The organism is Rhodococcus sp. IEGM 1372 (assembly GCF_030056835.1).
In the GTDB taxonomy this organism is placed as follows: Bacteria; Actinomycetota; Actinomycetes; order Mycobacteriales; family Mycobacteriaceae; genus Rhodococcoides.
On the sequence record NZ_JASHKS010000012.1, the window covers coordinates 92,070 to 105,354 of the forward strand.

At 64.1% G+C, this 13,285-nt stretch carries 12 protein-coding genes; 8 read left to right on the forward strand and 4 right to left on the reverse strand.

Annotated elements, in window-relative coordinates; all coding sequences use genetic code 11:
* Positions 1–99: 99 nt before the first annotated feature.
* Both QM590_RS13180 and QM590_RS13185 read left to right on the forward strand, forming a co-directional pair.
* A complete protein-coding gene (locus QM590_RS13180; RefSeq protein ID WP_269595224.1) occupies positions 100–1,413 on the forward strand; it encodes a TrkH family potassium uptake protein in 1,314 nt (437 codons plus the stop codon).
* On the forward strand, positions 1,406–2,071 hold the full coding sequence (locus QM590_RS13185) for a potassium channel family protein (protein ID WP_149406950.1): 666 nt from the start codon (positions 1,406–1,408) through the stop codon (positions 2,069–2,071). The genes QM590_RS13180 and QM590_RS13185 overlap by 8 nt, the downstream gene beginning before the upstream one ends.
* On the opposite strand, the gene QM590_RS13190 is transcribed toward QM590_RS13185, so the two are convergent.
* Positions 2,055–3,530 carry a mannitol dehydrogenase family protein gene (locus QM590_RS13190; protein ID WP_269595154.1) on the reverse strand — a complete coding sequence of 492 codons (1,476 nt, stop codon included), beginning with the start codon at positions 3,528–3,530 and terminating at the stop codon, positions 2,055–2,057. The two genes, QM590_RS13185 and QM590_RS13190, sit on opposite strands and share 17 nt — an antisense overlap.
* Positions 3,527–4,549 (reverse strand): NAD(P)-dependent alcohol dehydrogenase, encoded by a 1,023-nt coding sequence (locus tag QM590_RS13195; RefSeq protein ID WP_269595223.1) that lies wholly within the window; start codon positions 4,547–4,549, stop codon positions 3,527–3,529. Before QM590_RS13195 ends, QM590_RS13190 begins: the two co-directional genes overlap by 4 nt.
* Before the next feature lie 115 nt (positions 4,550–4,664).
* Between QM590_RS13195 and QM590_RS13200 the strand changes: the two genes are divergently transcribed.
* Genes QM590_RS13200 through QM590_RS13220 form a run of 5 tightly spaced genes read left to right on the forward strand, consistent with a single transcriptional unit; the run spans position 4,665 to position 9,988 of the window.
* Positions 4,665–5,690: a sugar-binding transcriptional regulator gene (locus QM590_RS13200; RefSeq protein ID WP_094640484.1), complete on the forward strand. Its 1,026-nt coding sequence runs from the start codon at positions 4,665–4,667 to the stop codon at positions 5,688–5,690.
* Entirely contained in the window at positions 5,687–7,039 is a 1,353-nt protein-coding gene (locus tag QM590_RS13205) for an ABC transporter substrate-binding protein (protein WP_441344161.1), read from the forward strand. The genes QM590_RS13200 and QM590_RS13205 overlap by 4 nt, the downstream gene beginning before the upstream one ends.
* The gene (locus QM590_RS13210; protein ID WP_037196012.1) at positions 7,036–7,986 is read left to right on the forward strand and encodes a carbohydrate ABC transporter permease; all 951 of its coding nucleotides are present in this window, start codon (positions 7,036–7,038) and stop codon (positions 7,984–7,986) included. Before QM590_RS13205 ends, QM590_RS13210 begins: the two co-directional genes overlap by 4 nt.
* On the forward strand, positions 7,986–8,870 hold the full coding sequence (locus QM590_RS13215; RefSeq protein WP_269595153.1) for a carbohydrate ABC transporter permease: 885 nt from the start codon (positions 7,986–7,988) through the stop codon (positions 8,868–8,870). Before QM590_RS13210 ends, QM590_RS13215 begins: the two co-directional genes overlap by 1 nt.
* 11 nt (positions 8,871–8,881) lie before the next feature.
* Complete coding sequence (locus tag QM590_RS13220; protein ID WP_094640485.1) at positions 8,882–9,988, forward strand: ABC transporter ATP-binding protein; 1,107 nt, start codon at positions 8,882–8,884, stop codon at positions 9,986–9,988.
* On the opposite strand, the gene QM590_RS13225 is transcribed toward QM590_RS13220, so the two are convergent.
* Entirely contained in the window at positions 9,985–10,458 is a 474-nt protein-coding gene (locus QM590_RS13225; protein ID WP_269595152.1) for a DUF3995 domain-containing protein, read from the reverse strand. The genes QM590_RS13220 and QM590_RS13225 overlap by 4 nt on opposite strands.
* 77 nt (positions 10,459–10,535) lie before the next feature.
* Here QM590_RS13225 and QM590_RS13230 point away from each other — a divergent pair, with 77 nt between their 5' ends.
* Positions 10,536–12,251, forward strand: a complete 1,716-nt coding sequence (locus QM590_RS13230) for an AMP-binding protein (protein ID WP_411741331.1) — start codon at positions 10,536–10,538, stop codon at positions 12,249–12,251.
* 68 nt (positions 12,252–12,319) lie between these two features.
* Here the strand turns inward: QM590_RS13230 and QM590_RS13235 are convergent, their stop codons facing one another.
* Positions 12,320–13,105, reverse strand: coding sequence for an alpha/beta fold hydrolase (locus QM590_RS13235; protein WP_269595151.1), 786 nt, complete (start codon positions 13,103–13,105; stop codon positions 12,320–12,322).
* Positions 13,106–13,285: the final 180 nt, after the last annotated feature.

Consider the following 13,285-nt stretch of genomic DNA (forward strand, 5'->3'; position numbering starts at 1 on the left):
CTCACATGGCACCGAGCGGAGCGTACTGTTTCTCGGGTGACAGACGCTCACCAGGCATCGCGATGGTCCGCGATCTTCAGGCCGACGCCGGTTCGGGTCATGGCCACAGGGTTCGCGCTCGCCATCGCGATAGGTGCGGGCGTGCTGTCGCTGCCGGCGGCGACCGTGCCCGGTAGCGAGACCGGGTTTCTGCAGGCGTTGTTCACGTCCACCTCCGCCGTCAGTCTGACCGGCCTGATCGTGGTGGACACTCCGGTGTACTGGTCGGGATTCGGGCAGGGCGTGATCCTTGCCCTGATTCAGATCGGCGGATTCGGGATCATGACGATCGCGTCCCTGGTCGGTCTGGTCCTGGCCGATCGAATAGGTCTGCGCGGCAGGCTCAACGCGGCCGCGGAGGTGCGCACCTCGGGGCTGGGTGATGTCCGAAGCGTCGTCATCGGCGTGTTCCGCACCAGTCTGATCATCGAGAGCGTCGTGGCGACAGCCCTCGCGGCGCGCTTCTTTCTCGGATACGACGAGCCTCTCGGTCGTGCACTGTGGCTGGGGACCTTTCATGCGGTCTCCGCGTTCAACAATGCCGGCTTCGCGTTGTTCAGCGACAACATGATCGGGTTCGCCACCGATCCGTGGATCTGCATCCCACTGTTGATCGCGGTCGTGTTGGGCGGCATCGGATTTCCGGTTCTCTTCGAGATCGCCCGTCGAGTTCGGTCCCGAGCCAGGGGCGGTCGATCGCCCCACCGCTGGTCGCTGCACACACGACTGACGCTGACCGTCACCGGAGTTCTGTTGGTACTCGGACCGACAGTGGTGATGCTCTTCGAGTGGGCCAGAACGCTGGGAGGATTCGGCTTCTGGGACAAGATGCTCGTCGCGACGTTCCAGGGAATCATGCCCCGAACCGCAGGGTTCAACAGTGTCGATTACGCGGATGTCGACAACGCGACCCTGCTGGTCACCGACGTCCTGATGTTCATCGGTGGTGGCAGCGGCGGAACCGCAGGCGGCATCAAGGTCACCACGTTCGCACTGCTGCTGTTCGTCATCCTGGCCGAGATCCGAGGTGACCGAGAGGTGACGGTGTTCGATCGTCGGATCGACGCGCGCGTACAACGTCAGGCGTTGACCGTGGCACTGATCGGCGTCGCGTTGGTCATGCTCCCGGTCGTCGCGTTGCTGGCGGGCACGGACTTCGACCTCGACGTCCTGCTGTTCGAGGTCGTTTCGGCCTTCGCCACCGTCGGTCTGTCGACCGGTATCACCGCACAGTTGCCCGGGTGGGGACAGATGATCCTGATCGTGCTGATGTACCTGGGCCGCATCGGTTCCATCACTCTGGTCAGCGCCCTCGCCGCCCGCGACCGCGGTCGGCGCTACACGCTCCCCACGGAAAGGCCGTTCATTGGCTAGGAAACCGTCCTCCGACGTCGTCGTCGTCCTCGGCCTCGGCCGCTTCGGCAAGTCGCTGGCGCTGGAATTGATGGGCCAGGGCGTCGAGGTCCTCGGCATCGACACCGACGAGGCTGTGGTGCAACGTGTCTCGGACCGACTCACGCATGCGGCCGTGGCCGACACCACCGACGAGGAGTCGTTGCGCCAACTGTCGGTTCACGAGTACGACCGCGCAGTGGTGGGCATCGGATCCGATCTCGAGGCAAGTCTGCTGACCGCGTCCGCGCTGATCAACCTGTCGGTGTCCAACATCTGGGCCAAGGCGATCAGCAACGCGCACGCCAAGATCCTCAACCAGATCGGCGTGCACCATGTGGTGCGGCCCGAGCACGACATGGGTAAGCGCGTCGCCCATCTGGTGCGCGGCCGAATGATGGACTACATCGAATTCGACGACGGTTTCGCCATGATCAAGACCTCTCCGCCCGCCTCCATCATCGGAAAGAAGCTGGGCGAAAGCGGAATACGCACCAAACATCGCGTCACCGTCGTCGCGGTCAAGCGACAGGGCGAAGGATTCACCTACGCCACGGCCGACACGGTGATCGGTGCAGGCGATACCGTCATCGTCTCCGGTCAGGTTCGAGACGCCGAACGTTTCAGTGAGTCGACCTGAGCGATTCCAGCGTCTCGCGTGCTCCCCGCTCCTGCAGAGACGACAGTTGTTTCGTGTATTCGGCCACGAACCGCTCGTTGTCGATCAGATCCCCGAACACTGCGCGGTTGGCGATGAACGCCGTGGGGTTCTCGCGCTGACTCTGCGCGATCGGCACCAGTGAATCCTTGAGTTGGTCGACGATCTCGATGGGCTCGCCGGACTCGTCCACGGCCTCGGCGTAGCGAGCCCAACTGGCCACCACCGCGGTGGAGCGGGTGATCTGACCGCCGGTCTCGAGGTTCTTGCGGATGACGGGCAAGAGCCACTTGGGAATTCGGTCCGAGGACTCGGCGCACAGGCGAGCGACGGTATCGCGGATCTCGGGGTTGGAGAACCGCTCGATCAACGTCTTCTTGTAGTCGGTCAGATCGATACCGGGGACCGGCTGCAGCGTCGGGGTTGCCTCCTCGTCCATGTAGGCGAGCAGAAAATCGGCGAACAGCGAATCCTGGCACACCTCGTGGACGAGTCGATAGCCACTGAGGTAGCCGAAGTACGCGAGCGCCTGGTGGCTGGCATTGAGCAACCGCAGCTTCATCAGCTCGTAGGGGGTGACGTCCTCGACCACCTGCACGCCCACCTCTTCCAGCGGTGGACGGCCGAGGGTGAAGTTGTCCTCGAGCACCCACTGCGTGAACGGCTCGCCCGCAACGGGCCATTGATCTTCGATGGCGTAACGCAGCGAAAGTTGCTCGGTCACTTCCGGTGTCGTGACCGGCGTGATGCGATCGACCATCGAATTGGGGAACGCGCCTTCGGCTTGGATCCAGTCGGCCAACGCCGGATCCTTCAGGCGCGCGAACGCGGTGAACGTCGACTGCGCCATGTGTCCGTTGCCCTCGATGTTGTCGCAGGACATGATGGTGAACGGTGCCATTCCGCGGGCCTTGCGTCGAGCCAACGCTTCGATCACGAGCCCGAATGTCGTTGCGGGAACAGCGCCGTCGGCGAGGTCGGCGACGATGGCCGGATTGTCGGCGTCGAATTCGCCCGTCGTCGCGGAGAAGTTGTAGCCACCCTCGGTGATGGTGAGCGAGACGATCTTCGTGGTGTCGGCTGCCATCTTCTCGATGACGGCCTCGGCGTCGTCCGGTGCGAAGAGATACTCGACGATGGAACCGATGACGCGGGTGTCCCACGTGCCGTCGGAGTGCTTGAGCGCCAACGTGTACAGGCAGTCCTGTGCCTGCATGACGTCGTTCATTCGCCGGTCGCCGGGCAGTACACCGACGCCGCAGATTCCCCAGTCCAGCGCCTGCCCCTGCTGCAACAGACGGTCGACGTACATCGCTTGGTGGGCGCGATGGAAGCCGCCGACACCGAAATGCACGATGCCGACCGTCACCTCGGATCGGTCGTAGGTCGGAACCGCGACGTCCTCGATGAAGTCGGCGAGGTTCTGCGAGTTCAACTTCATGCGTCGTTCTCCTTCGAAAGTCCTGGAATCACTACGGCTTTGATGCTTCCGGGTTGCCTGTCCGCGTTCAGTGCATCCTCGACGCCTTCGAGCCCGAATCGCGCCGTCACCATCGCGTCGAGATCCACCATGCCCGACGCCACCAGCGAGCGTGCGATCGGCCATGTGTTGGCGTAGCGAAAGACGCCGGTGAGCAGCAATTCTCGGTTCTGGATCAGCGAGATCGGCAGCGGGTAATCGGATCCGCCTATGCCGACGAGGACGACCGTGCCTGCGGGCCGGACCGCGTGGATGCCGTCGATCACGGCTCGGGCCGCACCGGACGCGTCGATGAACGCATCGACCGTCAGGGAGCGCACGTCCTCGGCGGCGGGGTCGAGCACGCGAGTCGCGCCGAACCTCTGCGCGTTGGCCCGGCGGGAAGCGTCGATGTCGGTGACGATCACCTCGGTGGCACCGAATGCGCGAGCGACCTGTGCGGTGACGAGCCCGACGGGCCCCGCTCCCGCGATGAGCACGCTCGAGCCCGCGGAGATCCGCGCTTTCTGGGCCGACGCGATGCCCACCGACAGCGGTTCGAAGAGCGCAGCAGCCTCGTCGGAGATGTCGTCGGGGACGTCGTGGGCGAATGTCGATTGGATCAGTACGTACTCGGCCAGCGCGCCGTCGATCGGCGGCGTCGCGAAGAATTCCATGGCCGGGCAGAGGTTGTAGCGGCCGGCGCGGGACTGGGCGCTGGTGGGGTCCGGTCGCTGCGGTTCGATGGACACGCGCTGCCCGACGCGGGTGTCGGAGACGTCGTTGCCCACGGCCACGATGACGCCCGCGGCCTCGTGTCCGAGGACCAGGGGGCCGTCGACCACGTACTCGCCGATGCGCCCCTCCCGGTAGTAGTGCGCGTCGGAACCGCACACCCCGACCGCCGTGACCTGTACGAGGACCTGATCGGGCGCGGGGGTGGGGACGGGCCGTTCTTCGAGTCGTATCTCCTGTGCTGCGGTGAGGACGCTGGCCTGCATGGACTGTGGCACGGGTCGCCCGCCGTCGGGGGGTGTTGTGTAGATCACACCTTAATGTTAGCTTAGTGAGCAGATGAACACGAGCTGAGCATCTGCTCATAACTTGGGAGGCGAAATGGATGGATCGTCATCCGGTCCAGCGGGGTCGAAGTCTCCGCGGTCCGGAGAGGATCTGCGCCTGGCTCTGCGCGCCGCAACCATGTACCACCTCGAAGGCGCGACTCAGGCCGAGATCGCCGTGAAGCTCGGTGTCTCACGCCCCACGGCAGGGCGGTTGGTTGCACGCGCTCGCACCCAGGGACTGGTGACCATCGAGATCAACGTTCCCGACGACCTGCAGGGCACCGTGCACGCCGACATCGAGCGTGAACTCGAAGCGCAGTTCGGGCTGACCGAGGTGCTCGTCGTCTCGGACGTCATCGACGGCACGGACGCCGGCTACGGTTCCCTCGGCCGGGCAGCGGCGACGCTGCTCTCTCGTCGGCTCCAGGACAAGGATGTGCTGGGCTTCACCTGGGGACCCGAGACGGTGGCGGTCGCCAGCTCGCTCAAGACCAGGTCCACCAAATGTGCTGCGGTGGTGCAACTCGACGGTTCCATCACCTCGGCCGACTACCAGACCGGCGTCGAGTACACACTCGGACGGTGCGCTGCGTACCTGCAGGCGACACCCATCAGGCTCAATGCGCCGCTGTACGCCGATCAGGCGACTGTCGTTGCGTTGGAGCAGGACTCCGTGATCTCTCGCGCACTCAAAGCCGGGACCGATGCCGATGTGATGATGTACGGCATCGGTCCCGTTTCCACGTCCACCACATTGTTCGAGGGCAGCTTCATCGACCTCGAGGTGCTCGACGAACTGCGCCGACTCGGTGCGGTCGGTGAGATCGGCGGACGGTTCTACGACGCCGACGGCAAGGACACCGGAGGATCACTCCCCGGCCGAACCGTGTCGGTGGGGCTCGACGCCATCAGGGCCTGCGATCGGGCGGTGCTCGTCACGGGCGGAAAACGAAAACACGAAGCGCTGCTCGGTGCACTGCGCGGTGGACTGGCATCGATCTTGGTCACCGACATCGAAAGTGCGCGTTGGCTTGTGGATCGATCCACATCAGCGTCGAATGGAAAGGTATCTCAGTGAAAGTTCTACCGAAGGTGGTTGTCGCGACCTCGCTCGCGACGACCTTGGTGGTGTCCGGATGTGCCGGTGCCGGCTCGTTCGGTGGTGATGGTGACGGTACGACGGTCACCGTCGCGATCGTCTCGAATTCGCAGATGTCCGATGCCATTTCGCTTGCTCCGGAGTTCGAGGCGGAGAACCCGGGTATCAACCTGAAGTTCGTGTCGCTCTCGGAGAACGAGGCCCGAGCCAAGATCACGGCCTCGGTCGCGACCGGCGGCGGTGAGTTCGACGTCGTGATGATCAGCAACTTCGAGACCCCGCAGTGGGCCGAGAACGGTTGGCTGACCAATCTTTCCGAGTACGCCGACGCCACGCCGGGCTACGACGAGGACGACTTCATTCCCACGCTGAAGGAGTCGCTGTCGTACGAGGGCAGCATGTACTCGGTGCCGTTCTACGGTGAATCGTCGTTCCTGATGTACCGCAAGGATCTGATGGAGCAGGCCGGTATCGACATGCCTGCCGAGCCCACCTGGCAGCAGGTGGCCGACGCCGCAGCCGCTCTCGACAGCCCGGGCCTGTCCGGAATCTGCCTGCGCGGCAAGCCCGGCTGGGGTGAGGTGCTCGCACCGCTCAACACGGTCATCAACGCGTTCGGTGGCCGCTGGTACGACGAGAACTGGAACGCCCAGCTGAACAGTCCCGAGGTACGCGAAGCCGTGCAGTTCTACGTCGACACCGTGCGCGAGCACGGTCAGGCCGGCGCGGCGACCAGTGGGTTCAGTGAGTGCGGAACGCAACTCTCCCAGGGCAACACCGCCATGTGGTACGACGCCACCTCGGCCGTCTCGGTCCTCGAGGACCCGTCGTCGAGCAACGTCGTCGGGCAGATCGGTTACGCCAAGGCCCCGTCGGCGGCCAAGGGCGACAACGGTTGGCTGTACTCCTGGGCACTGGGCATCCCCAAGACCAGTGAGGCACCCGACGAGGCATGGAAGTTCGTTTCGTGGATGACCAGCAAGGAATACCTGAACAAGGTCGGTAACGAACTCGGTTGGGAGCGTGTGCCTCCCGGAAGTCGACTCTCGACCTACGAGATTCCCGAGTACGCGGAGGCGTCGGCGGCCTACGGTCAGTTGACCCTCGACTCCATCGACAGTGCCGACCCGAACGACCCCACCGTGGATCCGGTTCCGTACACCGGAGTCCAGTTCCTGACCATTCCGGAGTTCCAGGACCTCGGTACCCGGGTCAGCCAACAGATCAGTGCCGCGATCGCCGGACAGATCAGCGTCGACGACGCGCTCGACCAAGCGCAGCAATACGCCGAAGTGGTCGGCAGGACGTACCAGGAGGACCAGGGATGACCACCACCGAAGAACGGACGGCTCCGGCCGAACCGGAGAAGTTCGTACCGAGACCGAGAACGATCTCCAAGGCAGAGGGGTGGCGTCGACGCGGGCCACTGTTGCCGGCGTTGGTGTTCGCCATCATCGTCACCCAGATCCCGTTCCTGTTCACGCTGTACTACTCGACGCAGTCCTGGAACCTCGTTCGTCCGGGTTCGCGTGAGTTCAACGGTCTGAACAACTACATCGACGTGTTCCGCGACAGTCAGTTCCGCGAGGTCGCGATGAACACCGTGATCATGATCGTCGGAACCGTGATCATCTCGGTGGTGCTCGGCCTGGCCCTCGCTCTGCTGCTCGATCGAAAGTTCATCGGACGCAGCCTGATTCGCACGCTGCTGATCACCCCGTTCCTCGTCACCCCGGTCGCCGGTGCGCTGATCTGGAAGACGACGATGTTCGATCCCGTCTTCGGCCTGATCAACTTCGCGCTGAGTCCGTTCGGAGTCGGTGAGATCGACTGGGTGTCGCGGTTCCCGCTGGCCGCGGTCATGACGAACCTCGTGTGGCAGTGGACGCCGTTCATGATGCTGCTGATCCTCGCCGGCCTGCAGTCCATGCCGAAGGACATCGCCGAGGCTGCGCGTGTCGACGGGGCAGGCCCGTTCAAACTCTTCCGTGAGTTGACGTTGCCGCACCTGCGCCGCTTCATCGAACTCGGCACCGTCCTCGGTGCGATCTATCTGGTCAACACCTTCGATGCCGTCTACATGATGACCTCCGGTGGACCGGGAGTCGCGTCGGCGAACCTGCCGTTCTACATCTACCAGCGTGCCTTCCTCGGCTTCGACATCGGTCAGGCCGCGGCCATGGGCGTCGTCACCGTGGTGGCAACCATCGTTCTCAGCACACTGGCGCTGAGACTGATCTTCAAGAGCTTCAGCGCAAACGAGGAGGCGGCGTGATGAGCACGGCAACCACGAGCAAGAAGAAGGCCGTCGCGCAGACCTCCGACGGGCAGGAGATCCGGAAGAAGAGCAAGTGGGGCCCGGGCACGATCTGGTCGTTCGTTGCCTGGGTGGCCGGTATCGCATTCTTCTTCCCGGTTCTCTGGATGGTGATCACCGGCTTCAAGCAGGAGGCCGACGCCTACTCCAACCCGCCGAAGCTGATCTTCACCCCCACCCTCGATCAGTATCGGGGCGTCCTCGAGAGCGGCATCGGCACCACCCTGCTGAACTCGGCGTTCGCGACGATCGTCTCGACGATTCTCGTTCTGCTGCTGGGTGTTCCGGCAGCATTCGCGCTGTCGCTGCGGCCGGTGAAGAAAACCCAGGACGTGCTGTTCTTCTTCATCTCCACCAAGATGCTGCCCGTCGTGGCCGTCATCGTTCCGCTGTACGTCATCGTCGGTGACATCGGCATGCTCGACAACATCTGGGCACTGGTGATTCTCTACACCGCGATGAATCTGCCTATCGCCGTGTGGATGATGCGCTCGTTCTTCATGGAGGTGCCGTCGGAACTGCTCGAGGCCGCCAGCATGGACGGTGCGTCGCTGTGGACGTCGGTCCGCGAGGTGATCCTGCCGCTCGTCTCTCCCGGTATCGCAGCCACGTCGTTGATCTGCGTGATCTTCTCGTGGAACGAGTTCTTCTTCGCCGTCAACCTCACTGCCGTTCAGGCCCAGACGATTCCGGTGTACCTCGTCGGATTCATCACCGGCCAGGGCCTGTACTGGGCCCAGCTTTCCGCCGCTGCGACGTTCGCAGCACTCCCCGTCGTCCTTGCCGGATGGTTCGCGCAGAACAAGCTCGTGCGCGCTCTGTCCTTCGGCGCCATCAAATAGGAGAAAGTCTCATGGCTGCAATCACGTACAAGAAGGCATCCTGCGTCTACGAAGGTGCCGATTCGCTCGCCGTCGATTCCCTCGACCTCGACATAAAGGACGGCGAGTTCGTCGTCCTGGTCGGACCGTCCGGCTCCGGGAAGTCCACCGCACTTCGGATGCTCGCCGGTCTGGAGGAGATCGACGGTGGCGCAATCGAAATCGGCGGCAAGAACATGGTGGGCGTCCCCTCCAAGGACCGCGACATCGCCATGGTCTTCCAGAACTACGCGCTCTACCCCAACAAGACCGTCGGCGAGAACATGGGCTTCGCGCTCAAGATGCGCGGAGTGAGCCTCGAGAAGCGTCAGGCACGCGTGGCCGAAGCGGCCCGTCTGCTCGATCTCACCGAGTACCTCGATCGCAAGCCCGGCAAGCTCTCGGGTGGCCAGCGTCAGCGAGTTGCCATGGGCCGCGCCATCGTTCGTGAGCCGCAGGTGTTCTGCATGGACGAGCCACTGTCCAACCTCGACGCGAAACTGCGAGTGCAGACGCGCACGCAGATCGCGGCGTTGCAGCGTCGGCTCGGCACCACGACGGTCTACGTCACCCACGATCAGGTCGAGGCCATGACCATGGGTGATCGCGTCGCCGTCCTGCGCGGTGGCAAACTGCAGCAGTTCGCCTCTCCCACAGACCTGTACGACCACCCCGTCAACGCGTTCGTCGCAGGATTCATCGGCTCCCCGGCGATGAACCTGATGACGGTACCCATCGGCTCGGGCGGCGTGCAGATCGGTAAGTTCCTGCTCCCGCTCGAGCGCGATGAGCTGACCAAGCTCGCGAGCCTGGGGATCGACGAGGTCACCATCGGAATGCGGCCCGAGAACATCGGCATCGTCCACGGCGGCGGCGAGGGCTTCGAGGGCAAGGTCGATCTCATCGAGGAGCTCGGCAGCGAGTCGTACGTGTACGCGCACCTCGACGACCCGAAGGTGAAGGGACTCGACGGGGGACCCGTGTCGCTCGTCGCCCGTTCGGCAGTGCGTGCCCCGGCGAGGATCGGCGAGAGCATCGGACTGAAGCGCCTCGACGGTGCGATTCACCTCTTCCACCCGGAAACAGGTGAGCGCATCTAGCGCGGCTGGTACGGCGCGTTCCGAGAGAGGATCAGCGCCGTCAGAAGGGCGGCACCCCAGAGCAGGAAGATGCCGTCGAAGAACAGGTGGCCGTACTTGACGCTCCGGTTCTCGTCCGAGGCGATCAATCCGATCACCGCTCCGACGAACGATGCTCCGCCCCAGAGAATCAGCAGCACCGAGCCGGGCCAGGATATGCCGAGGACGATTGCCGGCAGCCTGGTCCGGTTCTGTGCTGCCAGGCGCGGCCGGTTCATGTACGCGAGGGCGGGAAGAATTGCCGCTGCAAGTTTGACCAGCGTGAGCACCAGCAGTGCCGTTCGTGCAGTCTGCGGTTCGGTCTCGACCCACTCCGTGGCGAATGATCCGACGGTGTTCAACATCCATCGGCCACCTGCGGCCCAGTAGCCGGAAAACGCGGCGTGCACTATCCCCAGTGCACCTGCGATCGCGAAGTATCCGATGGCCACGCTGATCGAGGCTAGCCGAGTTCTCACCCCCGTTCAGGGGTAGCGAGGGATTGTTCATCTCCCCTACCGTGGCGGTGATGAGCATCACAGGCTACGGAGGAAGCATGGCCGAATCGGCACATACGGCATTCAGGAACGCTCGCGACCTGCTGCTCGACTCCTACGGCGAGTACGACCGCGCCGTAGAGACTTTCGAGTGGCCGTCGTTCGGTGAGACGTTCAACTGGGCCATCGATTGGTTCGACGCGATCGCCCGTGGCAACGACGGCACTGGGCTGTGGATCGTCGAAGAGGACGGCAGCGAGGCCAAGTACAGCTTCGACGACATCGCGCGTCGTTCCGATCAGGTCGCCAGGTGGCTCGAGCAACAGGGCATCGGCCGCGGCGACTCGGTGATCCTGATGCTCGGCAATCAGGTGGAACTGTGGGAAGCGATGCTCGCGGTGATGAAACTGGGCGCGGTGTTGATGCCGACCACCACTGCCATCGGGCCCGCAGACCTGACCGACCGTGTGGTGCGCGGCAATGCGCGCGCGGTGATCGTGAACCCCTCGGACACCGGCAAATTCGACGACGTACAAGGGGACTACCTGCGCATCGCCACCTCCGCTCGAGATGGTTGGGTCGACTATGCCGAGGCTCGTTCTGTCGAGGCCGTACCGTTCGAGTCCGTGACGGCTCCGACCGACCGTCTTCTCATGTACTTCACCTCCGGAACCACCAGCAAGCCCAAGCTCGTCGAACACACTCAGATCTCCTATCCCGTCGGGCATCTGAGCACCATGTACTTCCTCGGTTTGCGTCCTGGCGACGTGCACCTGAACATCAGCTCGCCCGGGTGGGCCAAGCACGCGTGGAGTTGCTTCTTCGCGCCGTGGATCGCCGAGGCGACGATCTTCATCTACAACTACGGCAAATTCGACGCGAAAGCGTTGCTCGAGCAGATCCGCCGGGCCGAGGTGACGACGTTCTGTGCTCCACCGACAGTGTGGCGCATGCTGATTCAAGCCGACCTCGCCGGTGGCGGTGGTTCGCTACGCGAGGCCATCGGAGCAGGTGAGCCCCTCAACCCCGAGGTGATCTCGCGGGTGCAGCAGGAGTGGGGCCTCAATATCCGCGACGGGTTCGGCCAGACGGAAACCACTGCGCTGGTTGCCAATACACCCGGCGCGGTACTCAAGTCCGGCTCGATGGGGAGGCCGCTGCCGGGCGTACCGGTGGTGATCGTCGACCCCACCACCGGCGAACTCGCCGACGAGGGCGAGATCTGCCTCGACCTGGCGCAGCAGCCGTTCAACCTGATGACCGGATATCTCGGCGACCCCGAACGCAACGCCGCTGTCATGGCCGACGGTTACTACCACACCGGCGACGTCGCATCGCGGGACTCCGAGGGCTACATCACCTACGTCGGCCGCACCGACGACGTGTTCAAGGCCTCGGACTACAAGATCTCCCCGTTCGAGCTCGAAAGCGTGCTCATCGAACATCCCGCCGTGGCCGAGGCCGCCGTGGTGCCCGCCCCCGACGAGACGCGACTGGCCGTCCCCAAGGCGTATGTGGCATTGGCGTCGGGCTGGGAACCCAACGAGGACACCGCGTTCGAGATCCTCAAGTACGCCCGCGAGCACCTTGCCCCGTTCCTGCGGGTGCGCCGCATCGAGTTCTTCGAGCTACCGAAAACCATCTCGGGCAAGATCCGCCGAGTGGAACTGCGCGCCCGCGAGGACGCAGCCGTCGGACCATTGGAAACCGAGTGGCGCGACGACCAGTTCCCTGCACTGAAGAGGTGATGTGGCTGTCCACTATTTGCGGTGGGAGGCGGGATCCCGATTCTCGAGGCGAATAGTGGACGCTCAGGTCACTTGCCCCAGAACCGTTCGAGGACGCCGAGCACCTCTTCGGATGCGGCCATCGTCGTCGCGTGGTCGAATCCGCGGATGACGTGCAATTCGGAGTTCGGTACCAGCGCCGCGGCAGCTCGGGTGTCGTCGAGCCTGGTGCCGTCCTGACTGCCGACGTAGAACAGCGACGGCTGGGTGAACTGCTGCAACGCGTCGTCGGGTAGGCCGGGATCGGCGTCGGACGCCCGAATGTATGCGGCCATGGCCTGGGCGTCGTTGGCGGAGAACACCGCTCGCGTACCGGCATCGATCGGAAACATGCGGTGGCTGTTCCATGCCTCGAGGAACCCGTCCATGCCGCCCTGCTCCAACACGTCTGCGCATCCGGGGTAGAACAGGCGATCGAACGCGCCGGCCTGAGCGCCGTGACTACCGCCGCCGACGGCCAGTGATCGCACTCGCTCGGGAGCTGCTGCCGTCAGCGCCAACCCGGCCCGAGCCCCGAACGAATACCCCAGATAGTCGACTGTCTCCGCGCCCACCGCGTCGAGCACCGCCGTGAGATCGCCGACGATGGAGCTCATCGCATACGCGTCGGGAGTGCGGGGCTTCTCGCTGCGGCCGTGCCCGCGACTGTCGATCAGAATCAACTGCCGAGCCCCGCGCAGCGCCTTCACATAGCCGAACGTCCGCCAGATCGTATGCGTCAGAAAACTGCCGTGCACCATCAACAGCGGCGGCCCGGACCCCACCACCGTGTACGCGATCCGTGTCCCATCGTCTGCATTCGAGGCGTACTCCACCCCGCAATCCTCCCGAACGAAGTCCACTGAATGTGACATTGACCCCCAAAAAGGCCACTGGATGTCACATTGACTCCCCACTGGCGGGCGTTTGTTCGGCGGACTCGGGAGACTCGACGGTCGGGGGGGAGTGTCAGATTAACGGTGGATCCGACCTTGGCGTCGGTTAGTTTCCGTTCG